Below are 26,608 nucleotides of genomic sequence, written 5' to 3'. Positions count from 1 at the left end.
CACGCCCGCCGTCAGGGCTGCCCCCGGACCGCCCTCAGGACCTGTTCCAGCGACCCCACGATCGCCGTGGCACCCGCTTCCCGCAGCACCTTCTCCTTGCGCTCGTTGCGGGCGTAGCCGAGGAACGGCACTCCGGCGGCCCGCGCGGCCAGGAAGTCCGACGGGGTGTCCCCGATCATCAGGGCCGCGTGCGGAGCACAGCCCATCGCCGCCAGGGCCCGCTGCAGGCAGTGCGGGTGCGGCTTGAGGAGGTGGAGGTCCTGGGTGCGGCCGTAGACGTGCGGGGCGAAGCAGGGGGTGAGCCCGCGGCCCGCGAGGTACTTGGCCACCACCCGGGGCGAGTTGTTGGTGGTGATCGCCAGTCGGGAGCCGACCGCGGACCAGGTGCGGATCAGCGGGTCGGCCCAGGCCGTGGGCATCGCCGACGACGCGGCCTTGAGCTCCTCCTCGGTGAGGCGCTCCTCCAGCTCGGCCACCAGGTCGCTGCCGGGCCGCCGGCGGTCCACGGCGCGCAGGACCACGTGCGGGTCCAGGGACTCGACCTCGGCCTCCGTCAGCAGACCGTGCAGACCCCGGTTCCCGAGCCATTCCACCAGGCCTTCGGCCACGTGCTCCGCCGAGTGGCCGGCGAACAGCCGGCAGACCGGTCCGTCGAAGTCCCACAGCACGACCTGTGCACGAGTGATCAGCTCCCGCATCTCCGCGGTCCCGTTCCTGGTCTCGGATGCCACCTGTTCCGTCTGCGCCGTATCAGAAGTCACTAGGAGAGTGTCAGGTCCGTGGTGATGGTTTCCCAGAGGGCGTCGAACCACTTCTGGGATTCCTTGACGAACGCGGCGTCCCGTGCGCCGGACTGCTTCTCGAAGGAGAACAGGAGGGACTCCGAGCCGAGGGCGTCCCACATCTCCAGGGTCCGGCTGTCGTACTCCTCCTCCCGGCGTTCGAGCATGTAGTAGCCGAGCAGCGCTTCCTCGCCGTTGAGGAGGTACAGCTTGACCGGCGGGGTGAACGGCAGGGCGCGGAAGGTGACGCTCACGTCGATGTTGTGCACCGAGCGCAGGGCCAGCAGGTTGTGGCGCAGCACCTGGGCCTGGGCGTTGCGCATGGCCAGCCAGCGCTCGTGGACCGGGTCGTCGGCGGTGTGCCCGTCGACGAGGACCGGGAAGGCGAGGTTGATGTCCCGCGAAGGCAGCAGCACACGGAAGCGGATGCTCTGGGGGCGGCTGGAGCCGTCGTATATCCGGCGGACGGGCTCGCCGAGGGCCAGCATCAGGGTCTCGGAGGTGTGGCTGACCACGTCGACGCACACCTCGCGGGCGGCGAACGCCTTCGTGAGGCGGGGCGCGAGTCCGACCGTCGTCGGCAGCGGGGTGTCGCCGCCCGTCGGCTGCAGCTCCGCGATCCGCGGTGGGCTCCCCTTGCTCACATGGGTCAGCAGGCCGTCCTCCTGGAGGGCGCGCAGGGCCTGGCGGACGGTGCCCCGTTCCACGCCGAACTCCTCCGCGAGTTCGGCCTGGGTGGGCAGCCGGTCGCCCGCCCTGAGCTCGCCGACGCGGATGCGTTCGCGCAGGACGTCGGCGATCTCCTGGGGGGTGAGCCGCCTGCTGCCGTTCACTGCCACGTTCTCCTGGGTCACAACCAAACGCTACAACTCAGATCCATCTGCGGGGAGTTGCCGGAAAGCTGTTTGAGAGTTGGTACCAAGTGGGGACAACCTTAGTGAAGTTGGTTGCCAACTCGGAGCGAGTTGGCGGAAGGTTTGCCTCCCCTCCACCGGAGTGCGGGCCTTCGCGTCCCCGCCCCCGCACGACCGGACCCTCCGAAGGGAGGAAGACCGTGCCTGCCTACGCCCTCCTCTCCGCAGTCCTCGAACAGGCCGTCCAGTGGAAGTACGGCACCGCCGGCGCCGCCGGGCTGTTCCTGCTGACCGTCGGCCTGCGGGCCAGGATCCCCGCCGCCGTCTCCCTCGGTGCCGTGATCCTCGCGGTGCTGGTCACCGGGCCGGCGGTCAGTTCGTGAGCACGAGCGGCGAACTGATCGTCTCCCACAGCGCGTCGAACCACAGGTGGGACTGCTCCACGAACGTCGTGTCCCGCAGCCCGGCACCCTGCTCGAAGGCGAACAGCATCGAGCGGGTGCCCTCGGCGTCGTACATCTGCAACTGCTCCTGGTCGATGAGCTGCTCGCGCCGCTCCAGCGTGTAGTACGCGAAGAGCGCCTCCGTGCCGTTGAGGAGGTACAGCTTGACCGGCGGGGTGAACGGCAGCGCGCGGAAGGTGACGTCCACGTCGATGCGGTGCGTGCTGCGCAGCGCCAGCAGGTTGTGCCGCAGCACCTGCACCTGCGCGTTGCGGTGGGTGAGCCAGTGCCGGCGCAGCCGGGCGGCGGCCGAGCCGTCGGCCACCGGCGCCGGGAACGCCAGGTCGATGTCCCGCGACGGCAGCAGCACCCGCACGTCGACCTTGGCCGGATTCAGTCGGCCCGCGTGAATCTGCCGGAGGGGTTCGCCGATGGCAAGTGTGAGCGAGACGGAGGTCAGGCAGAGCGCGTCGATCTCCACGTGCTCCGCCGCGAACGCCTCCGCGATCCGCGGTGCCAGCGCCACCATCGTCGGCTGCGGCGCCGCCCCCGGGCCGGCGGGGATCCGGCTCAGCCCCAGGTCGGGGGCCACGGTGGCCGGTGCGCCCTTGGAGACGTTGGTGAGGAGGTGCTCCGCCTGGAGGATGCGCAGGGCCTGCCGTACGGCACCCCGTTCCACTCCGAACTCATCGGCCAGCTTGGCCTGGGTGGGCATGCGCTGCCCCGGCCGCAGCACCCCGGACCTGATCCTGGCGCGCAGCTCGTCGGCCACCTCGCGGTGTGATGTCTGTGGCCGCTGTTGCCTTTTCCGCCCACTGGCGGAGGCGTGCTCCGGCTCCACGTCCGAACAGTACAACTTCCCGCCATCTTCCGGCAGTTCACGGAGAGATGGTTATGAGACGCTTCCCGGAGGACATAAGTACAGTGAAGTTGGCTGCCAACTTCCCCGACATGGTCACGCTTCCTGGTGGTTGGTCGGGCTCCCTTCCGGAGGGGAGCCGGGAGTCCGGCACACGGCCACCGCGATCAGCACGGCCGCCACGAGCGCACAGCCACAACCGCACAGCGAGCACAGCCGGCACAGTCACAACCCAAGACCGGGCACAGCCACAACCGAACACCGAGCACGACCCGCACAGCCACAACTGAATGCCGGTGCGACGACACCGGCGCCGCACCGCCACAACCGAACAGCCACGGATACCGCACCACCACCGTCGCCGTCCGGGAGGAACCGCCCTCAGAAGATGTCCGGGCACCACGGTTGCCTGGGCGTACGCAGCAGGGCGTCGGCCTTCCGGGCGGCGCCCGTCCGTTCCTCCCGCACCCGGCCCGCCGCCGCGAGCCGCACCGCCGACTCGCCGCCCAGCCACAGCGACGCCAGGTCGGCCACGTCCAGCGTGAGGTCGGCGCTCCGCGAGCTCGGGACGCAGGAGCCCCCCTCGCGCGACGCCGTCAGCAGGTGCCGGCCCCCGGTCAGCCCCGCGCGGTCCACCACCTCCAGCACCAGCTCGCCCTCCCCCGCGTACGTCCGCGCCTCCAGGGCCCGTACGACGTCCAGGAGCCGCACCCACATCCAGTCCGCCCGCATCGTGATCCGGGCGGCGCGCGGGTCCGGCAGGAACAGCGGGAGCAGGTCGTCGGGCGCGCGGTCGCCGGAGGTGACCGTGGTGACCCAGTCGATCGAGCACAGGTAGTGCCACAGCGCCCGCTCGGCGGCGGGCGTGCTGCCCACCAGCCAGAGCACCGACGCGGTGTTCAGCGGCTGCTTGGCGTCGCCCCACCGGTCGTCCGTGCGGTACGCCACCATGCCCTCGACCTCGCCGGCCGGCGAGCGGTACACGGCGAAGAACGGCTCGGTCCACTCCCGGCGGGTCCGCAGCACCCCGGTGGCCACCTGCCACCAGCGCTCGGGCCGGTCGATCGCGCCGGGCAGCGCGCGGCGCACCCGGTCGTACAGCCCGGGGCCGAGCTTGCGGACCTCCGCGCCGTCGGCGAGGTCGATGCGGCCGCCGTCGTCGGGCACCGGGCGGCGCCGGTCGAGGCCGGTGCGCGGCACGTCGACGCTCCACTGCGCGGCCCAGGTGGCCGGTCCGAAGCCGAAGCGGCCGTAGATCGGGTACTCGGCGGCGATCAGGGTGGCGACGGTGTCCCCGCGCTCCTTCGCCGCGGCCAGGTCCCGGCTCATCATGCGGGTGAGCAGGCCCCGGCGGCGGTGGGTGGGGTGCACGGAGACGTTGGTGATCGCGTCGGCGGCGACGGCCGCGCCCCCGACGGCCGTCAGCTCCTGCGGGAACGACCGGAACGTCGCCACGCACCGGCCCGCGTCGAACGCCCCCAGGGTCCGCTCGGGGTCGATCCCCGTCGCCCGGTCGGCCAGCTCCCGCTCGGAGAGCCCGCCGCTGCGCAGGAAGCCGACGTCCAGGGCCCGGCTCCAGTCCGCCGTCCCGGCCTCGGTGACGGGACGTACGTCGAGGGCGTCGGCACGGGAGGCGGACTCGGCAGGGGTGGTCATGGGGCCACGGTAGGCACACGGCACGGCGGTGTCGCCCGGTTTTCCGCGCGCCGCCCCGCCCCTGCCCCCGCTACACCAGCAGGTCGTCCACCTGGGCCTCGCCCTCCCGGTAGCGGCGGGTGATCTCCGCGCCGCAGTCGTCGGCCGTGAGCTGGAGGACCTGGCGGCGGCGGGAGACCTGCTGCTCGTAGCGGACGAGGCGGGCCATCGCGTCGCGCAGCTCGGTGTCGGTGCGGGCGCCCAGGTCGGACAGCTCCACCTCGTCGAGCATGTCGGCGGCCAGCCGCCGGTACTCCTCGCTGTGCGGGACGCCGACCGTGACGTGCCGGGCGGAGGAGCGCTGGCGGGCCGGGGCGTCGGTCAGGATCTCCGGCAGCCGGGCCACCACGTCCCCGTCCCCGGGCGGCGTGGGACCGCGCCGGGTCAGCTCCGCGCGCAGGATGTCGATCCGGCCCTGCAGGAGCCGCCGCAGGTAGCTGAGGTCGGCCTCGTCGCGCTGGGCGTCCCGGCGCAGGGTGCGCAACTGCGGCAGGCTCAGCCGGGACAGGTCGTGCCCGGGCGCCGGGTCGGCCACCTCACGGGTGCCGGGCGCCTCGGACTGCGCTGCCGCGCCGGGCGCCTCGAACGCTTCCGCCGCGCCGGGTGGGTGCGCGGGCAGCCGCGGACTGTCGGTGCGTTGCACGGGCGTGCGCTGGGTGGCCGTGCCCGACCGCCCGGTACTCGGTGTGCTCATGTGCCTCTACCGTCCCCTCGACCGGCGTGTGGGAAGCATCGTGCCACCCCAAGTGGCCGCTATGTGACCGAGTGCCCCCGAACGGCCCCAGATGGGGGCTTAGGGACAAAAAGAAGGCCCGGTACGGGGGTTGCCGGGCACAGGGCATGATGGGCCGCATGCGAGCGGTGGTACAGCGGGTCGACGGCGCGAGCGTCGTCGTGGACGGCGAGACGGTGGGCGCGATCGAGGGCGAGGGACTGTGCGTCCTCGTCGGGGTCACGCACGAGGACACGAAGGAGAAGGCGGCCCAGCTCGCCCGCAAGCTGTGGTCGGTGCGCATGCTGCACGACGAGAAGTCGTGCAGCGACGTCGACGCGCCGCTCCTCGTCATCAGCCAGTTCACGCTCTACGGCGACGCCCGCAAGGGCCGCCGCCCCACCTGGAACGCGGCCGCCCCCGGCGACGTCGCCGAACCCCTCGTCGACGAGGTGGTCGCCCGGCTCCGCGCGCTGGGCGCGACGGTGGCGACGGGCCGCTTCGGGGCGCAGATGCGGGTGTCCCTGACGAACGACGGCCCGTTCACCGTCCTGCTGGAGATCTAGAAGGCGTCTCGGCCCGGCCCGTCCTACGGCTCGACGACGGCCTCCTGCGCCGCGGCCGTGTCGCCGGCGACGAGCCGGGCGTCCAGGGGGACGTTGCGCTTGACGAGGGCGAGGGCCACCGGGCCCAGCTCGAAGTGGCGCACCGACGACGTCACGAAGCCGACCTTGCGGCCGTCGGGGTCCTCCTCCGCGACGCGGATCTCGGTACCGGGCGCCGGCAGGTGCACCTCGCTGCCGTCCAGGTGCAGGAAGACCAGCCGGCGGGGCGGCTTGCCGAGGTTCTGGACCCGCGCGACGGTCTCCTGGCCGCGGTAGCAGCCCTTCTGCAGGTGCACGGCGGTGCCGATCCAGCCCAGCTCGTGGGGGATGGTCCGGTGGTCGGTCTCGAAGCCGAGGCGCGGCCGGTGCTGCTCCACGCGCAGCGCCTCGTACGCCAGGATGCCGGCCGGGGAGCCGACCTCGGCCGCGTAGGACTCCAGGTCGGCGCGCGGCAGGAACAGGTCACGGCCGTACGGCGTCTCGCGGACCACGACGCCCTCGGGGACCGGTGCGATGGAGCCGGCCGGCAGGTGCACGACGGCGGTGTCGGCGGTGCGGTCGGCGACCTCGACCCGGTAGAAGAACTTCATCGACTCCAGGTACGCGAGCAGCGCGTCCTGGGTGCCGGGCTCGACGTGGGCCCACACGGTGGTGCCGTCGTCGACGAGGTACAAGGCGTGTTCGATGTGGCCGTGGGCGGAGAGGATCAGCGCCTCGGTGGCCTGGCCGGCGGGCAGCTCGCTGACGTGCTGGGTGAGCAGCAGGTGCAGCCAGCTCAGCCGGTCCTCGCCGGAGACGGTGACGACGCCTCGGTGCGAGAGGTCGACGAAACCGGTGCCGTCGGCGAGGGTGCGCTGCTCACGGAACAGGTCGCCGTAGTGCGCGGCGACACCTTCGTCCACGCCCTCGGCGGGGACGGCGCCGGGCAGGGACAGCAGGGGGCTCTTCATACCTCAAGACTACGACCCGGTACTTGAACCCTTGAGCGAGCAGTCCCGGCAGCGGCCGAAGATCGCGAAGTGCTTCATGTCGGTGTCGAAGCCGAACTGCTCGCGCAGCTTCGCGGTGAAGTCCGCCGCCACGTCCACGTCCGCCTCGATGACGTTCTGGCAGTCCCGGCAGACCAGGTGGATGTGGTGGTGGCGGTCGGCCAGGTGGTACGTCGGCGCCCCGTGGCCCAGGTGGGCGTGGCTGACCAGCCCGAGCTCCTCCAGGAGCTCCAGGGTCCGGTACACCGTGGAGATGTTGACCCCGGACGCCGTCTTCCTCACCTCGCCGAGGATGGCGTCGGGGGTCGCGTGCTCCAGGGTGTCCACGGCTTCGAGCACGAGTTGCCGCTGCGGGGTCAGCCGGTAACCCCGCTCCCGCAGATCGCTCTTCCAGTCGGTGCTCACCACACGGGCCAGTCTAGGCCGTGTCGTGCGGATCACCCCGGGACGGCGGACCGCGGGCCGCCGCCGGGGCGGCGGCGGCCCGGGCGGCGCCCTACTTGAAGAAGGCGATCCCGTCGTCCGGGAGGTCGCCCGGCAGGGCCTTCGCCCAGCGCTCGACGTCCTCCGGGGTGACGACCTTCTTGAGCTGGGCCGACATGTAGGGGCGCAGCGCGACGTCGGGCGTCTGCTTCTCGCCCACCCACATCAGGTCGCTCTTGACGTAGCCGTACAGCCGCTTGCCGCCGCTGTAGGGCGGGGAGCCGGCGGTGCGGGCGACGGCGTCCGTGGCCAGGTCGATCTGGGGCTTCTTGTCGGCGAGGACGCCGTACCAGATCTCGACGACGCCGTCGTCACGGGTCATGGTCACCTCGACCCGGCGCTCGTCGTCGATCCGCCAGAAGCCGTGCTCGGACTCCAGCGGGCGCACCTTGTTGCCGTCCTCGTCCAGCACCCAGCTGTAGGAGTGGTATTCCAGGAAGTCCCGGCCGTCGTGCGTGAAGCTGACCTCCTGGCCGAAGTTGCACTTCTCGTCGCCGGGGAAGTCGTGCACGCCCGCGCCGGCCCAGTTGCCGAGCAGGAAGACGAGCGGGACCAGGTTCTTGTGGAGGTCGGACGGGATCTCGATCATGAGAGGCGGTTCCTGGATAGGGGTCAGCGCTGGCCCTGGTACAGCTTCTTCACGGTCAGACCGGCGAAGGCGAGGACGCCGACGCAGACCAGGACCAGCAGAATTTCGAAGAAGAGTTCCACGGGATGCTCCTTGAGCGAGGATCGGAGGGTCCCCCGGCGGGGGAGTACACAGAGCCGGGCCCCAGCTTACGCGGCCGGGACCCGGGGCTCCGTGCGAGGGACGCCCTTGCGGGCGGGGCCGGTCAGGCCAGCAGCTCGGACTGCAGGGTGACGGTCTGCTGGAACGGCACGGCCGCGGCGGTGCCCTTGCGGGACTGCACGACCAGCGCGACCACGTCACCCGCCTGGACGTACGCCTGCCGCACCTGTTCGGGGCCGTACGGCTCGGCCTCGTCGTAGGCGTAGCGCGTGACCTGGACGGGCACGGCCGACGCCGGGTAGGCCTCGTCGTTCGTCGTCTCGGCGGCGCCGCTGAGGGCGTACGCCGGGCTGTCGTACGTCACGAGGGTGCCGAACAGCTCGTCGACGACCTCCGCCGTGCCGAACTGCATCAGGTAGATCCGGGTCCGGGTGCCGTCGCCGGTGGTCCAGCCGCGGGCGGCGACGTGCCGCAGCCCGTAGTCGGTCAGGAGCTGCCCGAGTTCCTCCTGGTCCGCCTCCGCGGCGTACTGGGACAGCAGGTCCTTCGCCGGCAGCCAGCCGTCCGCGCCGTGCAGCGCCTTGTCGTCCCGCGCCCCGTCGGGGGCCGGCAGCAGCAGGGCGCGCAGGTCCGCGTAGTGGGCGTTGACCAGGTTGTCGCCGTCGAACGGCCGTGGCCTGCCCGGCGGCAGCGGCGGCCGCTCGATCCGCGGGTACGCCCAGCGCCCGTCCGACTCGGTCGCCAGGCCGGGCAGGTCCGTCCGGTCGGCCCGCGTGATCCCGTACGCCGAGCCGGCGCCGAGGGCCGCGAACACGGTGACGACGGCGGTCCAGCGCAGGGCGGCCCGCAGCACGCGCCGGTCCTTGCGGGGCGCGGGAGCCGGGGGCACGTCGGGGGCGGGTGCGGTGAGGGGCCCGGGCACGGTGAGGGGCCCGGGGGCGGGCTGCGTCTCGGGGGCCCGCTCCTCGGCGGCCCGCGCCGGGGCGTCCGTGGTCTGCGGTTGCTCGGTCATACGGCCTGTCCCGGGTTGTCGATGCGGTCGAGCTGGGCGGTGAAGAACGCGCCGACGTCCTCGCCGGACAGCGGGACGGGGCCGCTGGCATAGGCGCTGACCAGCACGTCGCCGACGTATCCGGAGCAGATCGCGCTCTCCAGCCCGTACTTCTTGCCCTTGGGGGTCAGGAAGCACCCCGCGTCCTTGTGCCCCTGGATCTTCGGCGCCTTGCGGAAGACGTCGGTGGCGCCGAGGAGCCCGGTGTACAGGGTCGACAGGTCGCGCACGGCGGTGCGGTTCGCCATGCGCTCGAGCGTGACGCTCACCGTGAAGGTGTTCCGGCTGCCGACGGCCTGCCCGTAGTTCACGAGGTAGCTGCGCATCGCCATGCCCTGGATGCGCTGCTTGTCGACCTGCTCCTGGAGCCTGCGGCGGGTGGGGCCGGGCAGGTCCCGCAGGGAGTCCTTCTGCAGTGCGGCGGCACGGGCGCCGCTGAGTTCCGTGTCGTTGCCGAACTCGCCGACGTCGGGGCCGACGGCGTGCCCGTCCTCGCCGAACGGCAGGAACAGCGCCTTCAGACCCTTGTCCCGGCCGGCGTCGTCCGCCTTGTGGTCCTCGGCCTCGGCGGGCAGCTTCCACGTCGGCCGCCCGGGGTCGCGGTCGGCGCCCCGCACGGCGACGACCGTGTACCCGGTGCCGCCGAGCACCGCGGCGGCGAGCAGCGCGGCACCGGTGACGGCGGCGACCCGGGCGGGCCGGTGGCGCCGGGCGGGCGGGGCGGCGGGCTCGGGGCCGGGCTCCGGGGCGGGGTGGGGCTCGGGGACTGTCTCGCTCACAGCTTGCCCACCTGCCGTTCCGCCAGGTCCATGATCTTCGCCTTGGGGATCGGCTCGGTGTCGTTCACGTAGATCTCCATGTAGACGTCCCCGCGCCAGGCGTGGGCCTCGGCCGTGTACAGCGGGAGGTAGCCGGCCTTGCGTTCGGGCTCGTCGTGCACGTAGACCATGCCGTTGTCCTCGCCGGTGCCGGGGAGGGGCCAGCTACGGGTGTGGTCCCGCTCCTCGGCCCAGTACTTGCCGTTGTCGGCCCACTCCGACGCGCCCATGGTGGTCTTCTGGCGGAACTGGACCAGGTGGATCACGACGCTGTACGTCTCGCCCACCCGCCACGAGGTGGCGACCGCGCGGCGGAAGCCGTCGCCGTTGGCGTCGACGAAGGCGACGGACGGTTTGTTGTAGGTGTCCGCGTAGTCGGCGAGGTCCAGCCAGCCCTCGCGCAGGGACGGGACGGCCCTGGTCCCCTTGGGCCGGTCGACCAGCAGCTTGCGCAGGTCGCCGTCGGTCGCCACCTGGCGGTCCTGGGCCGCGGACAGCGGCGCGACCTTGCCCTCGGCCTGTCCCACCACGGGCTGGGAGAGCGGCGGGAGCGGCGTGGGGTCGCGGTCGACCTGGACGAGGTAGCCGACGCAGGTGCCGGCCAGCGTGCCGAGGACGGCGGCCGCGGCGACCATCAGCGCGGTTCGGCCGCGCGGGCGTCCCGTCCGCCCGGCCGGGCCCTGTGGGCTTCCGGGACTTTCGGGTATTTCTGATCTTTCGGGTTCTTCCACCACGTCCCCCCTCAGAAGGAAAGCGCATGCCGTCGAGGCTGCGCACAGGAGACTCGTGGTCCCCACAAGTAGTTGCGGAGGAGTTGATTACGATTCCGTCATGGCGAAGAAGCTGGTGATCAAGGTGACGGCGGGGGCCGACGCGCCCGAGCGGTGCTCGCAGGCGTTCACGGTGGCGGCCGTGGCCGTCGCCAGCGGCGTCGAGGTGTCGCTGTGGCTGACCGGTGAATCGGCGTGGTTCGCGCTGCCGGGCCGGGCCGCGGAGTTCGAGCTGCCGCACGCGGCCCCGCTCCCCGAGCTCATCGACGCGGTCCTCGCGGGCGGCCGCCTCACCCTGTGCACCCAGTGCGCGGCCCGCCGGGACATCACGGAGAAGGACGTCATCGAGGGCGTGCGCATCGCGGGTGCCCAGGTGTTCGTCCAGGAGTCCCTGGCGGACGACACCCAGGCACTGGTGTACTGACGCGGCGCTGGACCCCGGCCGCGCCTACCGCGGGCGCTTGCGGCCGTCCAGTTCGTCCCACCACTCGTCGGACTTCGGGTCGCCGGACGGGTCGTCCCACCAGCGGTCCTCGGGCCCGCGGCGGTTGGCGACCATCGCGGCGAGGGGCGGGATGACCATGGCCACGACGCACATGCCGACGGCCGCGGGCACCGACCAGATGCGCACGACGCCCCAGGCCAGGACGAACAGGGCCACACAGGTCCCCATCATGGCGAAGTACACGTGCCGTCGCCTTGCGTACATGGGTCCAGGGTAGGCCGCGCGGGCCCAGTAGCCTGAGCGGTGTTCACAGCCGATTCCGCATGACCGACAGAGGGACGAGATGGCAGAGGTCACGGTGCGCTACTGGGCCGCCGCCAAGGCCGCCGCGGGCGTCGCCGAGGAGCCGTACGACGCGGTCACCCTGGCCGAGGCACTCGCCGCCGTGCGCGAGCGGCACCCCGGCGAGCTGACGCGCGTCCTGCTGCGCTGCTCGTTCCTGGTCGACGGCGACCCCGTGGGGACCCGCGCGCATGAGACGGTACGGCTGGCCGAGGGCGGCACGGTCGAGGTGCTTCCGCCGTTCGCAGGAGGGTGACGAGACACCGATGACCGATCAGCCGTACCAGCCGTACCAGCCGTACCCGGAGGGGCAGGACGGGCAGGATGCCCACGGGTCCCCTCAGCCCGCCGCCTGGCCGGGGCAGCAGCCGTACCCGCAGGAGCCGGGGTACGGGCGGTACGAGGAGCAGCCGTACGACGACCAGTACACCCAGCAGTGGCAGGGCCAGACCTGGGAGACCAGCACACAGCCGCCGGTGACGGCGGCCGGCCCGGCCGAGACGGCCTACCTGCCCCCGACCCCGGCGGCGGACGCCTGGCAGCAGCAGGCCCCCCAGGCTCCTTACGCCCCGCAGGCCCCGTCGGCGTACGGGCAGCAGCCCGCGCAGCAGTACCCCGACGCGCAGTCCCCCGCGCACGCCTACGCGTACGCCCCGCAGCAGGCCGCCCAGCCCGCTCCCCAGCCGTTCGACGCGGCGCTCCCCCCGGCCGCACCGGCCCCCGCCGCGCCCGCCGTCCCTCAGGCGGCGGCCCCGGGCCAGGAGCCCGAGTACGGTCCCGCCACGCTGGCCGGGAACGCCCGGATCACCGACGCCCAGCGGGCCCGCCTGGAGGGCCGTTCGCCGGTCATAGAGCCCGGCATGCAGCCGGCCCTGCTCACCGCGCTGCTCGGTCTGCTCCTGTCGGGCACGGCGGCGCTCGGGTCGTACGCGCTGCTCGTGCCGCTGGTCGTGCTGCAGGCGGTGACGGCGGCCGGCTGGTTCCGGCTGAACGGCATGTGGCCCGCCCGGCAGGGCATCGCGCTGGCGTTCCTCGGCGCGCTGGTCTCCGACGCCGCCCTGCTGGTGGCCGGCCGGGACGACGCGCCCACCGCGATCCTCGGGACGCTCGGCGTGTGGGTCCTGCTCTGCCTGGTGCTGCAGCTCCGTTCGCACGCCGACCCCGACGAGCGGATGTACGGGCTGATGGCGACGGTCGCCTCGGCGGCCCTGGCGATCCTGGCGACCGGCTGCCTGGCCGCCGAGCCGGACGCGGTGACGGTCGGCGCGGCCGCGGTGGCCGTCGCCCTGGTGGCCCGGGCGCTGCCGCTGCCGACACCGGTGTCCGTGGTGGTGGCGCTGCTCGCCGCCGCGGGCGCGGGCATCGCGGTCGGCGGGCTGACCGGCGTGGGCGCGCCGGGCGCGCTGATCGGCGCGGGGGCCGCGGTGTGCGCGCTGATCGGACACCGGGTCGCGAGCTACGACTACCCGTCCCGGTTCGTGCACTTCACGGCCGGCGTGGCGCTGCCCCTCGCGGCGGCGGCCCCGGCGTTCTACGTGCTGGGACGGGCGCTGGTGTGACGGCGTCCCTGTGTCACAGCTGATCGACAATCGACCGGCCGGTCCTGCCCTCAGGGTTACCGTGAGTGGTCACTGACCGTGAGGCCGACCGTCCCGGGTGGGGGAAGCAACTGCAATGCGTGCACTGCGAATACTGCTGATCGTCGTCGTGGTCCTGGGCGGCCTGTTCGTGCTGGCGGACCGGCTGGCCGTCCACTTCGCCGAGGGCGAGGCGGCCGACAAGCTGAGGACCAACGAGAACCTGGCCTCCACCCCGGACGTGTCCATCAAGGGCTTCCCGTTCCTCACCCAGGTGGCCGGCGGCTCCCTGGACGACGTCGAGGTGGGCATCAAGGACTACGAGGCGAAGACCGGCAACGGCGGTGAGACCCTCCGCATCGACGACCTCAAGGCGACGATGAAGGACGTGGAGTTCTCCTCCGACTTCGGCTCCGCCACCGCGTCCACGGCCCGCGGCACCGCGTCGATCACCTACGCCGAGCTGCTGAAGGCGGCCAAGTCGCAGCCCACCGACCTGGGCTTCGGTCTCACCGCGCGCGTGGTGAGCCTGGCCGACGGCGGCAACGGCAAGATCAAGGTGGGGGTCAGCGCGGCGGGCCTGCCGACGGTGTACGTGCTGAGTTCCGTGGCCGTCGAGGGCGACACCGTGCGGGTGCACGCCGACTCGCTGCCGAGCATCGGCGGGGTGAGGATCGGCGAGAACCGGGTCCGCTCGGTCACCGACTTCCAGCAGAAGATCGACGACCTGCCGGGCGGCATCCACCTGGACACGGTGGCGCCCGCGAAGAACGGCGTCGAGATCACGGTGAAGGGTTCCGGCGTCCGCCTGGCCGGGTAGGCACCCCTCTGGCCGGAACCCGCCGTACGGACGGTCCGGCGCGGAGGACGCGCCCGGACGGCCGCTGTCCGACTGGCGAGACGGTGCCGTCCGCACCGTAGCCGCCCGGGCCCGCGGGGCGCTCCGGGGCGCCCGCGGACGGCGTCCGGACAGCCTCCTCATCCCGCCATTCGGACGATCGTGTCTCGCCATATGACACGGCGGTGACACGCGTCCCGATCCGTCCCTACGATCGGGACCATGAAGCGACAGGCGGATCTCACGAAGCGGCGGGCAGTAGACCTGTGCCGCGTCGCCGCCATGCTCTGTCGCCCCTTCTGAGCGGACCCCGACCCGAGCGCCGGGCCTCCGTGTCCCCGCCGCCCTGCCCAGGGCCTCCGTGCGCCCCGCCCCTGCGCCCGCGCACGTCCCTCACCTGCACACCCCCGCCGCGACTGCCCCGGAGGAGAACGAGCATGAGCCGCAGCGACGTCCTGGTCGACGCCGACTGGCTCCAGGACCACCTGGACGACCCGACCATCGCCATCGTCGAGGTGGACGAGGACACGTCCGCCTACGAGAAGAACCACATCAAGAACGCGATCCGCATCGACTGGACCAAGGACCTCCAGGACCCGGTCCGCCGTGACTTCATCGACCAGGAGGGCTTCGAGAAGCTCCTGTCGGAGAAGGGCATCGCCAACGACACCACGGTGATCCTCTACGGCGGCAACAACAACTGGTTCGCGTCCTACGCCTACTGGTACTTCAAGCTCTACGGCCACGAGAGCGTCAAGCTCCTCGACGGCGGCCGCAAGAAGTGGGAGCTGGACGCCCGCGAGCTGGTCGCCGGCGACGAGGTCCCCGAGCGCCCGAAGACCGAGTACAAGGCCAAGCCGCAGGACACCTCGATCCGCGCCTTCCGCGACGACGTCGTCCAGGCCATCGGCGCGCAGAACCTGGTCGACGTGCGCTCGCCCGACGAGTTCTCCGGCAAGCTGCTCGCCCCGGCCCACCTGCCGCAGGAGCAGTCCCAGCGCCCCGGCCACGTGCCGTCCGCGAAGAACATCCCGTGGTCGAAGAACGCCAACGACGACGGCACGTTCAAGTCGGAGGAGGAGCTCAAGGAGCTCTACACCCAGGAGGACGTGGACCTCGCCAAGGACACGATCGCCTACTGCCGCATCGGTGAGCGCTCGGCCCTGACCTGGTTCGTGCTGCACGAGCTGCTGGGCGTGGAGAACGTCAAGAACTACGACGGCTCCTGGACCGAGTACGGCTCCCTCGTGGGCGTGCCGATCGAGCTCGGCGCCGGCAAGTAACCCACCCACCGACCGCATCCGACCTCTTCTTCAGGAGTACGACATGTGTGGAGCGAAGGCCGGCGGGCCGGACGCCTCGACGATCAAGCCCGGTGAGACCACCATCCAGGGCCAGGTGACCAAGGACGGCGAGCCGGTGCAGGGCTACGTGCGCCTGCTCGACTCGACCGGCGAGTTCACCGCGGAGGTCCCGACCTCCGCCACCGGGCAGTTCCGCTTCTACGCGGCCGAGGGGACCTGGACCGTCCGCGCCCTCGTGCCCGGCGCCAGCGCCGACCGCACGGTGGTCGCCCAGCAGGGCGGCCTCGCGGAGGTCGCGATCGCGGTCTGAGCCGGACCGCACCGCACGCAAGGGCCGCACCCCGCGGGTTGGACACCTGGGGTGCGGCCCTCGCGCGTGCCCGGGGTGCCGGCCCAGCCGGTCTCCGCGGGGCGTCAGCCGGTCTCGCGGAGCCGGGTCACCGTCCACTCGGCGATGCGGGTCAGCAGGGGGTCGGCGGCGGCGTGCTCGGCGTGGCCCATGCCCGGTTCTAGCCACAGCTCGGCGTGGCCGGCGGCGGCCTCGGCGAGCATCCGCGGGTGGTCGACGGGGAAGTAGCCGTCCTGGTCGCCGTGGACGACGAGCAGCGGGGTGGGAGCGATCCTCGGCACCGCCTCCACCGGGGACAGCGGCACCGGGTCCCAGTCGCGGTGGTGGATGCGGGTGCGGAAGCCGTAGCGGCCGACCAGGCGGCCGGCGGGCCGGGTCACCAGCCAGTGCAGCCGCCGCATGGGGGCCGTGCCCCGGTAGTACCAGCGGGCGGGGGCGCTGACCGAGACGACGGCGTCCGTGCCCTCGGCGTCCCGGTGCAGGGCCGCGTGCCGCAGCACCACCGAGCCGCCCATGGAGAAGCCGACCGTCGCCACGCGCGTGTGCCCGAGCGAGCGCGCCCAGCCGACCGCCGCCGCCAGGTCCAGCACCTCCCGGTCGCCGACCGTGGAGCGCCCGCCGGAGGCCCCGTGGCCGCGGAAGGAGAAGGTGACGACCGCGCCGTACCGCCCGAGGACCCGCACCACCCGGCGAACATGAGGACGATCCACGTCGCCCGTGAAGCCGTGCGCCACGACGAACACCGGGTGATCGGCCGGTGTCGCCGGGCCGTCGTATACAACGCGTCCCGGATCGTATACGGAATCGATCGATATCCCGTCTGCCGTGTGCAGGAACGTCCGCAATGGTGCCGGTCCGTTCGTCTCGCAATCCGGACGAACGCGGGAACGCGCCGCATGACCTGCCGAACCGTCGCTCATGTCGGCTATTGTGCTGGGAAGAGGACTCGGGCAGTGAAGCCCCCGGGTCCTTTCGTGCTTTCGGAAGCGTTGTATACGAGGCGGGAAACCCCTGGTGTACGGGCCCCCGGGATCGCAGAGCAGTGCCGCACCGCCCACGTCCTCGCAGGGACCGAGGAGGAACCAGACGTATGAGTTCTCTGCTGCTCCTGACCAACGCCCTCCAGCCGTCGACGGAGGTGCTCCCCGCCCTCGGACTGCTGCTGCACACCGTGCGGGTCGCCCCGGCGGAGGGACCCGCCCTCGTCGACACCCCGGGCGCCGACGTCATCCTGATCGACGGCCGCCGCGACCTGCCCCAGGTGCGCAGCCTCTGCCAGCTGCTGCGCTCCACCGGGCCCGGCTGTCCGCTCGTCCTGGTCGTCACCGAGGGCGGCCTCGCCGCCGTCACCGCCGACTGGGGCATCGACGACGTGCTCCTGGACACCGCCGGGCCGGCCGAGGTGGAGGCCCGGCTGCGGCTCGCCATGGGCCGGCAGCAGATCGTCAACGACGACTCCCCCATGGAGATCCGCAACGGCGACCTGTCGGTCGACGAGGCGACCTACTCGGCCAAGCTCAAGGGCCGGGTCCTCGACCTGACCTTCAAGGAGTTCGAGCTCCTGAAGTACCTCGCGCAGCACCCCGGCCGCGTCTTCACCCGCGCCCAGCTCCTGCAGGAGGTCTGGGGCTACGACTACTTCGGCGGCACCCGCACCGTCGACGTCCACGTACGGCGGCTGCGGGCCAAGCTCGGCCCCGAGCACGAGTCGCTGATCGGCACCGTCCGCAACGTCGGTTACCGATTCGTGACGCCGGAGAAGGGCGACCGCTCAGCGGACGAGGCGAAGGCCCCGGCGGACCGTGCAAAGCCGGGCGATGCGGACAAGGCGGCCCGGATCGGTGCCGAAGAGGTGGCGGCAGACGCGTAGGACCCCTGCCACCTGGGCATTGCCACCGCACGGGCGGCCCGGGGCAAGCCCCCGGACGCCCTGCCCAGGGCGGGTCTCTCCGCGTAGACTCCGCGCGTGGCCAAGGTGACTCGGGACGACGTGGCGCGGCTGGCGGGGACTTCGACCGCCGTCGTGAGCTACGTCATCAACAACGGACCCCGGCCGGTCGCCCCGGCCACGCGCGAGCGTGTCCTCGCCGCCATCAAGGAGCTGGGGTACCGGCCCGACCGGGTCGCCCAGGCCATGGCGTCGCGGCGCACCGACCTCATAGGCCTGATCGTCCCGGACGCCCGCCAGCCGTTCTTCGCGGAGATGGCGCACGCGGTCGAGCAGGCCGCCTCCGAGCGCGGGAAGATGGTCCTGGTCGGCAACTCCGACTACATCGGCGAGCGCGAGGTCCACTACCTGCGGGCGTTCCTCGGGATGCGCGTCTCGGGCCTGATCCTCGTCTCCCACGCGCTGAACGACTCCGCCGCCGCCGAGATCGACGCCTGGGACGCGCGCGTGGTGCTGCTGCACGAGCGGCCCGAGGCCATCGACGACGTGGCGGTCGTCCTCGACGACGTAAACGGCGCCCAGATGGCCGTCCGGCACCTGCTGGAGCACGGCTACGACTACGTCGCCTGCATGGGCGGCACCGCCGAGACGCCGGCCGTGGGCGACCCGGTCTCCGACCACGTCGAGGGCTGGAAGCGCGCCATGGAGGAGGCCGGCCTGTCCACCGAGGGCCGCGTCTTCGAGGCGCCGTACAACCGCTACGACGCCTACCGCGTGGCGCTCGACATCCTCTCCGGGCCCCGGCGGCCGCCCGCGGTCTTCTGCTCCACCGACGACCAGGCCATCGGCCTGCTGCGGGCCGCCCGCGAGCTGCGCATCGACGTGCCCGGCGAGCTGGGCGTGGCCGGTTTCGACGACATCAAGGAGGCGGCCCTCGCGGACCCGCCGCTGACGACGGTCGCCTCGGACCGCTCGGCGATGGCCCGCGCGGCGGTCGACCTGGTCCTCGACGACGGGCTGCGGATCGCGGGCTCGCGGCGGGAGCGGCTGAAGGTGTTCCCGTCGCGGCTGGTGGTACGGCGGTCCTGCGGCTGCGCGTGAGGCCGGCGTGAGACCCCGGGCGGCTTTCCTGAGAGCTTCCTGAACGACCCGCGCGAGCGCGCTGCACGGCCCTTATACCGGGCGAACACGCTTCTGCCGGGCTTCTCAGGGAGCACTCAGGGAGCTCTCATGGTCGGGCGGCAAGCTCGGTGACATGACCGAGAGCTTCCGCCGCGAAGGCGAGTACGACAGCGCGTACCCCTACCCTCACCAGGGCGCCCAGCAGCACGCCTCCACCCCCGCCGCCCCCTCGCCGGTCGACCCCGAGTGGCCGCCCCCGCCGGCGTACCGGCCCGGCCCGGCGCAGGGCGCCGGGGACGGCGACGGCGGCGGAACCGCTCTCCTCACCCCCGCCGCGGCCGAGCCCGCGCCGCACGCCCGCCGGCGGCGCTCCCGCGGCCCGCTCGGGCTGCTGGCCGCCGTCGCGATCGTGGCCGCGGCCATCGGCGGCGGCACCGCCTACGGCATCCAGGAGCTCACCGGCAAGAACGAGGCCGTCTCGTCCTCGACCACCACCAGCGTGGTGCCGACCGGCAAGACCGGCAGCGTCGCCGCGATCGCCGCCGCCGTCAGCCCGAGCGTCGTCGAGATCCAGGCGACGTCGAACTCCGGCCGGTCCACCGGCTCCGGCGTGATCATCACCAGCGGCGGCGAGGTCGTCACCAACAACCACGTCGTGGCCGGTGCCTCCTCGGTCAAGGTGACGACCAGCACCGGCAAGACCTACACCGCGCAGGTCGTGGGCACCGACAGCAAGAAGGACCTCGCGCTGCTCAAGGTGCAGGGAGCCACCGGGCTGAAGGCGGCCACGCTCGGCAACTCGGCCGGCGTGCGGGTCGGCGACACGGTCGTCGCGATCGGCTCCCCCGAGGGCCTCAGCGGCACCGTCACCAGCGGCATCGTCTCCGCCCTCGACCGGGACGTCACCGTCTCCACCGAAGAGGGCCAGCAGCAACAGCAGCAGGACGGCGGCTGGCCGTTCGAGTTCGGCGGCCGGCAGTTCAACGGCGACACCGGCTCCTCCACCACGACCTACAAGGCGATCCAGACCGACGCCTCGCTCAACCCTGGCAACTCCGGGGGCGCGCTGATCGACGCCGGCGGCAACATCATCGGCATCAACTCCGCGATGTACTCGGCGAGTTCCTCGTCCTCCTCGGACGCGGGAAGCATCGGCCTGGGCTTCGCCATCCCGATCAACACCGTGAAGTCCGACCTGGCCACGCTGCGGGCCGGCGGCGCGGACGACTAGGGCCTGTCGTTTGGATCAGCCCGGCCTGGACCTGCGACGCCTTGTCGCCGACCCGAGCGGGGTCTGGTGCGTGCAGCTGCAAGGCGGAGGAGGGCGGCGACGCGGTGGGGGTCCCCCCGCGCGAGCTCGGCCGAGCGTGGGGGAGTCGACAACCGACGACAACGCCGCAGATGCGCGTGCCAGACCCCGCGACGCCGGGATGATCCAAACGACAGGCCCTAGGGAGGACGTCATGATCCAGCAGGTGTCCCACGCGGCACCGGGCGCGGGTGCCGCCGACCTCGCCCTGGCACTGGGGGTGGCGTACGCGCTGCACGGCCCGGTGACGCGGGCCGCGGAAGTGGCCGGCGCCACCCCCGCACCGGACGCCGCCCGCCGCACGGCTCCGACCCGCACCGGTGCCTCCCGTACCGATGCGCCCCGTACCGCTGCGTCCCGCGGGGCCCGCCGCCGCACCCGCCCGGCCCGCCGGGCCGCCTGACGCCGGCTTTGCCCCCGAGGGCCTCCTCGAGTCGGCCGGGATTCGTGCGACGCTGAGAGGGCCCGTCCGTGTCCGTCAGCACATCGTCGTTCCCGCATCCGCATCCGTACCCGAGGAACCCACGCCCATGAGCCCCGCCGAAGGCGACCGTGACACCCAGCGCATCCTGATCGTCGACGACGAGCCGGCGGTGCGCGAAGCACTGCAGCGCAGCCTCGCCTTCGAGGGCTACGACACCGAGGTCGCCGTCGACGGCGCGGACGCCCTGGAGAAGGCGACCCGGTACCGGCCCGACCTCCTCGTCCTCGACATCCAGATGCCCCGCATGGACGGCCTGACCGCGGCCCGCCGCATCCGGGGCGCCGGCGACACCACGCCCATCCTCATGCTCACCGCCCGCGACACCGTCGGCGACCGGGTCACCGGGCTGGACGCCGGGGCCGACGACTACCTGGTCAAGCCGTTCGAGCTGGACGAGCTGTTCGCCCGCATCCGGGCCCTGCTGCGGCGCAGCTCCTACGCCGCCGCCGTGTCCGCCCAGGCCCAGGAGGACGAGGCGCTCACCTTCGCCGACCTGCGCATGGACCTCGCGACCCGGGAGGTCACGCGCGGCGGGCGGCCGGTGGAGCTGACCCGGACGGAGTTCACCCTGCTGGAGATGTTCATGGCGCACCCGCGCCAGGTGCTCACCCGGGAGCAGATCCTGAAGGCCGTGTGGGGCTTCGACTTCGAGCCGTCGTCGAACTCGCTGGACGTCTATGTGATGTACCTGCGGCGCAAGACCGAGGCAGGCGGCGAGCCGCGCCTCGTCCACACCGTGCGCGGCGTCGGCTACGTGCTGCGGCAGGGCGGCGCCGAGTGAACCGGCTCGTCCGCCGCTTCCGCACGCTCCCGATCCGGGCCCGGCTGTCCCTGCTGGTCGCGGCGGCGGTGGCGTTCGCGGTGGCGGCGGTGTCGGTGACGTGCTGGTTCATCGTGCAGGGGAAGCTGATCGACCAGGTCGACAACGACCTGCGCAAGCAGTACGACGCGCCGGCGCTGCAGCGGCAGGCCGAGGACGCGGTGAACAAGTGCAGCCAGCGGCCGGCGCAGGAGTCCGGCAGCGCGGCTCCCCGCAGCGTCTACTACCAGGTCCTCACGGAGAACGGCCAGGTCTGCGTGCTGCCGTTCACCGCCGGCACGGTCAAGGTCACCCGGGCCGACAAGGACCTGGTCAAGAACGGGACGCCCGGAGAAGGCGTCTACCACAACAGCACCGACACCAGCGGCAACGACGTGCGCGTCCTCGCGGTGCCCGGCTACACCATCAGCGACCCGGCCACGGGCACCACCACCGCCGCCGCCCTGCTGATCGCGCTCCCCCTGAAGAACACCCAGAACACCCTCAACGACCTGGCGCTGATCCTCCTGCTGGTCTCCGGCGTCGGCGTCATCGGTGCCGGTGTGGCCGGGCTCGCCGTCGCGCGCGCCGGGCTGCGGCCCGTGGACAAGCTGACCGAGGCCGTCGAGCACATCGCCCGGACCGAGGACCTCAGCGTCCGCATCCCCGTCGAGGACGACGCCGAGGACGAGATCGCCCGCCTGTCGCGGTCGTTCAACTCCATGACGAGTTCCCTCGCCGACTCCCACGAGCTGCAGCAGCAGCTCATCGCGGACGCCGGGCACGAACTGCGCACGCCGCTCACCTCGCTGCGCACCAACATCGAGCTCCTCACCCGCAGCGAGGAGACCGGCCGCCCCCTGCCGGAGGCCGACCGCAAGGCGCTGCTCGCGTCGGTGAAGGCGCAGATGACCGAACTGGCCGCGCTGATAGGGGACCTGCAGGAGCTGTCCCGCTCGGAGCGCCAGCGCGGGGAGCGGGTGCAGGTCGTGTCGCTGGAGGACACCGTGGAGTCGGCCCTGCGCCGGGCGCGGCTGCGCGGCCCGGAGCTGACCATCACCGCGTCGCTGGAGCCCTGGTACACCCGCGCCGAACCGGCCGCGCTGGAGCGGGCCGTGGTCAACGTCCTGGACAACGCGGTGAAGTTCAGCCCCGAGGGCGGCACCGTGGAGGTGCGGCTGGCCGACGGCGTGCTGACCGTGCGCGACCACGGTCCCGGTATCGCCGAGGACGAACTCCCGCACGTCTTCGACCGGTTCTGGCGCTCCCCGAGCGCCCGGGCACTGCCGGGCTCCGGCCTCGGCCTGTCCATCGTGGCCCGGACGGTGCAGCAGTCCGGCGGCCAGGTGACGCTGGCCCGCGCGGAGGGCGGCGGCACGGTGGCGACCGTACGGCTGCCGGGTGCGCCGACGCCGCCGCCGGAGATGCCGGGCATCGCGGGTACGCCGGGGACTTCACCGCCGTGACCCCGTGACGCGCCGACCGCCCGGGGGAGCGGCCGCCCGGGGACCCAGCCGTACGATCTCCCCGCCCGGGCGGAGGTGCCGCCGGGGCGGGGAGGGGACGCGCCGATGAACGCGGACGGACAGGACGAGCCGGAAAGACCGGAGGAACCTGAAGACCCGGAAGGACCGGAGGACTCGCAAGGCCCTCACGACGCACTGCGGCGCGAGTACCGGAAGGTGCGCCCGATACCCGCGCAGACCGTCCTGCTGATGGTCTCGGGAGCACTGATGGTCGCGAGCGCGCTGCTCAACGCGAGCGCGTCGGGGCCGACCGGCTGGGCCGCCGCGGCGATCGCGGCCTGGTCCGTCACGCTCGTCCTGCACGGCCTCGAGCTGTGGCGGGCCCGCACCCTGGTCACCTGCGCCGGCATCACCGCCCGCGGCCCCCTGCGCACCCGCGTGCGCGCCTGGCACGAGGTCTACGACATCCGTCTCGAACCCGGCAAGCGGCCCCAGGGCACCACCGCCGTCCGCTGGCCGGCCTACCTCTACGACACCGGCGGCCGCCGGGTCCGCCTCCCCCACCTCGACGAGCAGCAACTCCCGGACCCCGCGGCCGACATCGCCCACCTCCGGGCCACGGCCACCCGCCTGGGCCTCTACTCCTGGTCGCCCCGTCCGGACCTGGAGACCCGTATCGCCCGCGCCGCCCGCCGGCGCACGGCCTGGCACCGCGCCGTCATCACCGTCCTGGTCCTGACGGCGGCGGCCTTCGTCCTGGACACCGCCCTCCTCTTCACCGACCACCCCGCCCACGCCTACGCCCTGGTGCTGTGCGCCCCGCTGGCGGCCCTCCCGCCGGCCTTCCTCGCCTGGGACCGCGTGGGCGAGGGGATGTGGCGGAGGGCGCGGCGGGCCTGAGGCGGGCCGGTACGCACAAGGGCCCCATGCGTACGACACGCGTACGCACGGGGCCCTCTGCGGCCGGGGCCTACTTCACGATCGTGATCCGGTTCGGGACCGGCGGGGCGATCGGGCTGGTGGGCGAGGAACCGGCCGTCAGGTACTGCGCCAGCGCCGTCAGGTCGTCGGTGCCGACCAGGTCGTTGGTGCCCAGACCCAGCGTGGTGAAGCCGTCACCGCCGCCCGCCAGGAAGCTGTTCGTCGCGACCCGGTAGGTGGCCGCCGGGTCGATCGGGGCGCCGTTCAGCCGGATCGAGTCCGTGACCACGCGGTCCGCACCCGACTTGGTCAGGTCCAGGGTGTAGGTCAAGCCCGACGACGGCTGCAGGATCTTCGGCGCCGCCGCGTTCGAGCCGCTCACCTGCTCCTTGAGGGCCTGGATCACCTGGGCGCCCGTGAAGTCCTGCAGGTTCACCGTGTTGGCGAACGGCTGCACCGTGAAGCCCTCCGCGTACGTCACCACGCCGTCGCCCTCACCGGCCTTGGCCGCGTAGGTCAGGCCCGCGCGCACCCCGCCCGGGTTCATCAGCGCCAGGTCGGTCTCCGGGTCGAGCTGCTTGCCGTAGGCGAGCTGGGCGTCGGCGATCAGGTCGCCCATCGGGGACTCGGTGCCCGTGTTGGGGACGTCGGCCGCGATGTAGCCGATGGGACGGTTGCCGATCGGCGCGGCCAGCGTGTTCCACTTGCTGATGAGCTGGGTCATGTCGGGCGCCTTGGGGACGTCCCGGGTGACCACGCGGTTCGCCGACTTCACCGCCGTGCGCGCGATGTCACCGGTGAACCGGTCGTACGTCAGCGTGGTGTCCGTGTACAGGCGGCCGAAGCTCGACGCCGAGGTGACCATGCGGGGCCGGCCCGCCGGGTCGTTGATCGTGCACACGTACGCGTTGTGGGTGTGGCCGGTGACCAGCGCGTCCACCGCGGGCGTCACGTTCTTGGCGATGTCGACGATCGGGCCGGAGATCCCGGCGCCCGCACCCGGCGCGTCACAGTCGTAGTTGTACGACGCCGAGGCCGGGAAGCCGCCCTCGTGGATGAGCGCCACGATCGACTGGACGCCCTGGCGCTGCAGCACCTTGGCGTACTTGTTGATCGTCTCGACCTCGTCCTTGAACGCCAGGCCCTTGACGCCGTCCGCGGAGACGATGCCCGGCGTGCCCTCCAGGGTCACCCCGATGAAGCCGATCTTGACGTCCTTCTTCTTCCAGACCCAGTAGGGCTTCAGGATCGGCTTGCCGGTCTTCTCGTTCAGCACGTTCGCCGCGAGGTAGGGGAAGTCCGCGCCCTCGAACGGCTGGTCCGTGTAGCAGCCGTCGGTCGGGTGGCACCCGCCGTTCTGCAGCCGGCCCAGTTCCTTCGCGCCCTCGTCGAACTCGTGGTTGCCCACCGACGTGACGTCCAGGTCGAGCTTGTTCAGCGCCTCGATGGTGGGCTCGTCGTGGAACAGGCCCGAGATCAGCGGCGAGGCGCCGACCATGTCACCGCCGGCCGCGGTGACGGAGTACGGGTGCCCCTGACGGGCCTGGCGCAGGTGCGTGGCGAGGTACTCCACACCGCCCGCGTCGATCGTCTTCGTCGTGCCGTCCGCCTGCAGTTCGGTGACCCGGCCGGAGGAACCGGACGGCGGCTCCAGGTTGCCGTGCAGGTCGTTGAAGGACAGCAGCTGCACGTCCTGGTAGCGGCTCGGCAGCGGACGGGAGTGCTTGCTGTCGTGCGCGTCCGCCGGGAGCGCCGCGGCCAGCGCGCCCGCGCTGGCGAGCGTGACGGCCGCCGCGAGCATGCGGTACGTCCGGCGTCGGCGGCTCGGATACGACTGGGAAGTGGCTGGCATGCGCCCCCCTGTGCTTCAACGGTGGTGAGTGGTTCGCCCGGCGCAGCCTAAAGTCAACGCGCGTAGCGCGACAGGGGGTTCGTGGTTACATCATGGTTTCCCTTTGCCGACGTCTTTGCCGACGTCTTTGCCGAGCCCGCCCCGCTCGGCGCTGCCGCCACTTCGGCCGGGGCGAGCCTTACCCTCGTACGCATGACCAGCGACGACCCCGCACGGCTCCCCGTCTCCCGATCCATCGAGACCGCCTCGGCGCTCACCCCGGACCAGATCGACGCCGTCCTCGACCTGCTCGCCGAGGCCGCCCGCGCGGACGGCCAGCAGGCGGTGTCCGAGCAGGGCCGGCTGCACCTGCGCGGCGGCGCCCGCACGGGCGTGTCCCACCTGCTGCTCACCGTGGGCGACGAACTCGTCGGCTACGCCCAGCTCGAGGACACCGACCCCGTCGAGGCACCGGCCGCCGAACTCGTCGTCCACCCCGGTCACCGCGGTCACGGGCACGGCCGCGCGCTCGGGTCCGCGCTGCTCGCCGCATCCGGCAAACGGCTGCGGGTCTGGGCCCACGGCGGGCACCCCGCCGCCCGGCACCTGGCCCAGGTGCTCGGCCTGACCCTGTTCCGCGAACTGCGCCAGATGCGCCGCTCCTTGACCGACCTGGATCTGCCCGACCCCGTGCTGCCCGAGGGCGTCACCGTACGGGCCTTCGTGCCCGGCACCGACGACGCCGCCTGGCTCGCCGTCAACGCCGCCGCCTTCGCCCACCACCCCGAGCAGGGCTCCCTCACCCAGGTGGACCTCGACGCCCGCAAGGCCGAGCCGTGGTTCGACCCCACGGGCTTCTTCCTCGCCTTCCGCGGACAGCAGCTGGTCGGCTTCCACTGGACGAAGGTCCACGCGGAGGAACAGCTCGGCGAGGTCTACGTCGTCGGCGTCGCCCCCGGCGCCCAGGGCGGTGGCCTCGGCAAGTCCCTCACCACCATCGGTCTGCGGCACCTGGCGGCCCAGGGGATGCCCACGGCGATGCTGTACGTGGACGCCGACAACAAGGCCGCGGTGTCCGTGTACGAACGGCTGGGGTTCGTCACCTACGAGACGGACCTGATGTACCGCACGGAGACGTGACA

Annotated in this window: 31 protein-coding genes; 17 read left to right on the top strand and 14 right to left on the bottom strand. The window is 72.5% G+C overall.

Going from position 1 to position 26,608, the window contains the following annotated elements; genetic code table 11:
• Nucleotides 1-11 precede the first annotated feature (11 nt).
• Both E4U92_RS23530 and E4U92_RS23525 read right to left on the bottom strand, forming a co-directional pair.
• Nucleotides 12-812 carry an HAD-IA family hydrolase gene (locus E4U92_RS23530; protein ID WP_168725182.1) on the bottom strand — a complete coding sequence of 267 codons (801 nt, stop codon included), beginning with the start codon at nt 810-812 and terminating at the stop codon, nt 12-14.
• Entirely contained in the window at nt 761-1,642 is an 882-nt protein-coding gene (locus E4U92_RS23525) for a GntR family transcriptional regulator (RefSeq protein WP_137302452.1), read from the bottom strand. Before E4U92_RS23525 ends, E4U92_RS23530 begins: the two co-directional genes overlap by 52 nt.
• Nucleotides 1,643-1,836: 194 nt before the next feature.
• Here E4U92_RS23525 and E4U92_RS23520 point away from each other — a divergent pair, with 194 nt between their 5' ends.
• Complete coding sequence (locus E4U92_RS23520; protein WP_137302451.1) at nt 1,837-2,019, top strand: hypothetical protein; 183 nt, start codon at nt 1,837-1,839, stop codon at nt 2,017-2,019.
• Here E4U92_RS23520 and E4U92_RS23515 read toward each other — a convergent pair.
• The 3 genes from E4U92_RS23515 to E4U92_RS23505 form a co-directional block, all read right to left on the bottom strand.
• Nucleotides 2,009-2,935, bottom strand: a complete 927-nt coding sequence (locus E4U92_RS23515) for a winged helix-turn-helix domain-containing protein (protein WP_168725181.1) — start codon at nt 2,933-2,935, stop codon at nt 2,009-2,011. The genes E4U92_RS23520 and E4U92_RS23515 overlap by 11 nt on opposite strands.
• A 384-nt stretch (nt 2,936-3,319) precedes the next feature.
• Nucleotides 3,320-4,594, bottom strand: coding sequence for a GNAT family N-acetyltransferase (locus E4U92_RS23510; RefSeq protein ID WP_137302449.1), 1,275 nt, complete (start codon nt 4,592-4,594; stop codon nt 3,320-3,322).
• 70 nt (nt 4,595-4,664) lie between these two features.
• Entirely contained in the window at nt 4,665-5,327 is a 663-nt protein-coding gene (locus E4U92_RS23505) for an RsiG family protein (RefSeq protein WP_137302448.1), read from the bottom strand.
• A gap of 158 nt (nt 5,328-5,485) precedes the next feature.
• Between E4U92_RS23505 and dtd the strand changes: the two genes are divergently transcribed.
• Entirely contained in the window at nt 5,486-5,911 is a 426-nt protein-coding gene (gene dtd / locus E4U92_RS23500) for a D-aminoacyl-tRNA deacylase (protein WP_137302447.1), read from the top strand.
• 23 nt (nt 5,912-5,934) lie between these two features.
• Here dtd and ygfZ read toward each other — a convergent pair whose 3' ends face one another.
• From ygfZ to E4U92_RS23465, 6 genes are all read right to left on the bottom strand, one after another.
• The gene (gene ygfZ / locus E4U92_RS23495) at nt 5,935-6,900 is read right to left on the bottom strand and encodes a CAF17-like 4Fe-4S cluster assembly/insertion protein YgfZ (RefSeq protein WP_137302446.1); all 966 of its coding nucleotides are present in this window, start codon (nt 6,898-6,900) and stop codon (nt 5,935-5,937) included.
• 9 nt (nt 6,901-6,909) lie between these two features.
• Entirely contained in the window at nt 6,910-7,347 is a 438-nt protein-coding gene (locus E4U92_RS23490; protein ID WP_137302445.1) for a Fur family transcriptional regulator, read from the bottom strand.
• A gap of 88 nt (nt 7,348-7,435) precedes the next feature.
• Nucleotides 7,436-8,011, bottom strand: a complete 576-nt coding sequence (locus E4U92_RS23485; RefSeq protein WP_137302444.1) for a heme-binding beta-barrel domain-containing protein — start codon at nt 8,009-8,011, stop codon at nt 7,436-7,438.
• Nucleotides 8,012-8,255: 244 nt separating this feature from the next.
• Entirely contained in the window at nt 8,256-9,164 is a 909-nt protein-coding gene (locus tag E4U92_RS23475; protein ID WP_137302443.1) for a hypothetical protein, read from the bottom strand.
• The gene (locus E4U92_RS23470) at nt 9,161-9,982 is read right to left on the bottom strand and encodes a hypothetical protein (protein ID WP_137302442.1); all 822 of its coding nucleotides are present in this window, start codon (nt 9,980-9,982) and stop codon (nt 9,161-9,163) included. The genes E4U92_RS23475 and E4U92_RS23470 overlap by 4 nt, the downstream gene beginning before the upstream one ends.
• Complete coding sequence (locus tag E4U92_RS23465) at nt 9,979-10,656, bottom strand: hypothetical protein (RefSeq protein ID WP_137302441.1); 678 nt, start codon at nt 10,654-10,656, stop codon at nt 9,979-9,981. Before E4U92_RS23465 ends, E4U92_RS23470 begins: the two co-directional genes overlap by 4 nt.
• 196 nt (nt 10,657-10,852) lie before the next feature.
• Here E4U92_RS23465 and E4U92_RS23460 point away from each other — a divergent pair, with 196 nt between their 5' ends.
• A complete protein-coding gene (locus E4U92_RS23460; protein WP_137302440.1) occupies nt 10,853-11,215 on the top strand; it encodes a DsrE family protein in 363 nt (120 codons plus the stop codon).
• Between the two features lie 24 nt (nt 11,216-11,239).
• On the opposite strand, the gene E4U92_RS23455 is transcribed toward E4U92_RS23460, so the two are convergent.
• A complete protein-coding gene (locus E4U92_RS23455) occupies nt 11,240-11,500 on the bottom strand; it encodes a DUF3099 domain-containing protein (RefSeq protein WP_137302439.1) in 261 nt (86 codons plus the stop codon).
• 79 nt (nt 11,501-11,579) lie between these two features.
• On the opposite strand from E4U92_RS23455, the gene E4U92_RS23450 reads away from it, so the two are divergent.
• The 6 genes from E4U92_RS23450 (at nt 11,580) to E4U92_RS23430 (ending at nt 15,607) form a co-directional block, all read left to right on the top strand.
• Nucleotides 11,580-11,834, top strand: coding sequence for a MoaD/ThiS family protein (locus E4U92_RS23450; RefSeq protein WP_137302438.1), 255 nt, complete (start codon nt 11,580-11,582; stop codon nt 11,832-11,834).
• Nucleotides 11,835-11,844: 10 nt separating this feature from the next.
• Complete coding sequence (locus tag E4U92_RS23445) at nt 11,845-13,137, top strand: hypothetical protein (protein WP_137302437.1); 1,293 nt, start codon at nt 11,845-11,847, stop codon at nt 13,135-13,137.
• Between the two features lie 115 nt (nt 13,138-13,252).
• On the top strand, nt 13,253-13,975 hold the full coding sequence (locus E4U92_RS23440; RefSeq protein WP_137302436.1) for an LmeA family phospholipid-binding protein: 723 nt from the start codon (nt 13,253-13,255) through the stop codon (nt 13,973-13,975).
• Nucleotides 13,976-14,215: 240 nt separating this feature from the next.
• Nucleotides 14,216-14,296, top strand: a complete 81-nt coding sequence (locus tag E4U92_RS37260; RefSeq protein ID WP_350751515.1) for an Ms5788A family Cys-rich leader peptide — start codon at nt 14,216-14,218, stop codon at nt 14,294-14,296.
• Between the two features lie 134 nt (nt 14,297-14,430).
• Nucleotides 14,431-15,276, top strand: coding sequence for a sulfurtransferase (locus E4U92_RS23435; protein ID WP_137302435.1), 846 nt, complete (start codon nt 14,431-14,433; stop codon nt 15,274-15,276).
• 43 nt (nt 15,277-15,319) lie between these two features.
• Nucleotides 15,320-15,607 carry a DUF1416 domain-containing protein gene (locus tag E4U92_RS23430; RefSeq protein WP_137302434.1) on the top strand — a complete coding sequence of 96 codons (288 nt, stop codon included), beginning with the start codon at nt 15,320-15,322 and terminating at the stop codon, nt 15,605-15,607.
• Between the two features lie 104 nt (nt 15,608-15,711).
• On the opposite strand, the gene E4U92_RS23425 is transcribed toward E4U92_RS23430, so the two are convergent.
• Nucleotides 15,712-16,566: an alpha/beta hydrolase gene (locus E4U92_RS23425; protein WP_137302433.1), complete on the bottom strand. Its 855-nt coding sequence runs from the start codon at nt 16,564-16,566 to the stop codon at nt 15,712-15,714.
• Between the two features lie 170 nt (nt 16,567-16,736).
• Here E4U92_RS23425 and E4U92_RS23420 point away from each other — a divergent pair, with 170 nt between their 5' ends.
• From E4U92_RS23420 to E4U92_RS23390, 7 genes are all read left to right on the top strand, one after another.
• Nucleotides 16,737-17,516 carry a winged helix-turn-helix transcriptional regulator gene (locus tag E4U92_RS23420; RefSeq protein WP_137302432.1) on the top strand — a complete coding sequence of 260 codons (780 nt, stop codon included), beginning with the start codon at nt 16,737-16,739 and terminating at the stop codon, nt 17,514-17,516.
• Nucleotides 17,517-17,612: 96 nt separating this feature from the next.
• A complete protein-coding gene (locus E4U92_RS23415; protein WP_137302431.1) occupies nt 17,613-18,635 on the top strand; it encodes a LacI family DNA-binding transcriptional regulator in 1,023 nt (340 codons plus the stop codon).
• Between the two features lie 154 nt (nt 18,636-18,789).
• Entirely contained in the window at nt 18,790-19,887 is a 1,098-nt protein-coding gene (locus tag E4U92_RS23410) for a S1C family serine protease (protein ID WP_137302430.1), read from the top strand.
• A gap of 232 nt (nt 19,888-20,119) precedes the next feature.
• Entirely contained in the window at nt 20,120-20,368 is a 249-nt protein-coding gene (locus tag E4U92_RS35985; RefSeq protein WP_168725178.1) for a hypothetical protein, read from the top strand.
• A 127-nt stretch (nt 20,369-20,495) separates the two neighbouring features.
• Nucleotides 20,496-21,230 carry a response regulator transcription factor gene (locus E4U92_RS23400; RefSeq protein WP_137302428.1) on the top strand — a complete coding sequence of 245 codons (735 nt, stop codon included), beginning with the start codon at nt 20,496-20,498 and terminating at the stop codon, nt 21,228-21,230.
• On the top strand, nt 21,227-22,714 hold the full coding sequence (locus E4U92_RS23395; RefSeq protein ID WP_137302427.1) for a HAMP domain-containing sensor histidine kinase: 1,488 nt from the start codon (nt 21,227-21,229) through the stop codon (nt 22,712-22,714). The genes E4U92_RS23400 and E4U92_RS23395 overlap by 4 nt, the downstream gene beginning before the upstream one ends.
• Nucleotides 22,715-22,930: 216 nt before the next feature.
• Nucleotides 22,931-23,614, top strand: coding sequence for a PH domain-containing protein (locus E4U92_RS23390; RefSeq protein ID WP_229862581.1), 684 nt, complete (start codon nt 22,931-22,933; stop codon nt 23,612-23,614).
• 70 nt (nt 23,615-23,684) lie between these two features.
• Here E4U92_RS23390 and E4U92_RS23385 read toward each other — a convergent pair whose 3' ends face one another.
• Nucleotides 23,685-25,487, bottom strand: coding sequence for a bifunctional metallophosphatase/5'-nucleotidase (locus tag E4U92_RS23385; RefSeq protein ID WP_137302425.1), 1,803 nt, complete (start codon nt 25,485-25,487; stop codon nt 23,685-23,687).
• 192 nt (nt 25,488-25,679) lie between these two features.
• Here E4U92_RS23385 and mshD point away from each other — a divergent pair, with 192 nt between their 5' ends.
• Nucleotides 25,680-26,606 carry a mycothiol synthase gene (gene mshD, locus E4U92_RS23380; protein WP_137302424.1) on the top strand — a complete coding sequence of 309 codons (927 nt, stop codon included), beginning with the start codon at nt 25,680-25,682 and terminating at the stop codon, nt 26,604-26,606.
• Nucleotides 26,607-26,608 lie beyond the last annotated feature (2 nt).

Source organism: Streptomyces galbus (assembly GCF_005280195.1).
Lineage (GTDB): Bacteria > Actinomycetota > Actinomycetes > Streptomycetales > Streptomycetaceae > Streptomyces > Streptomyces galbus.
This window is presented reverse-complemented; position numbering and strand designations above follow the sequence as displayed.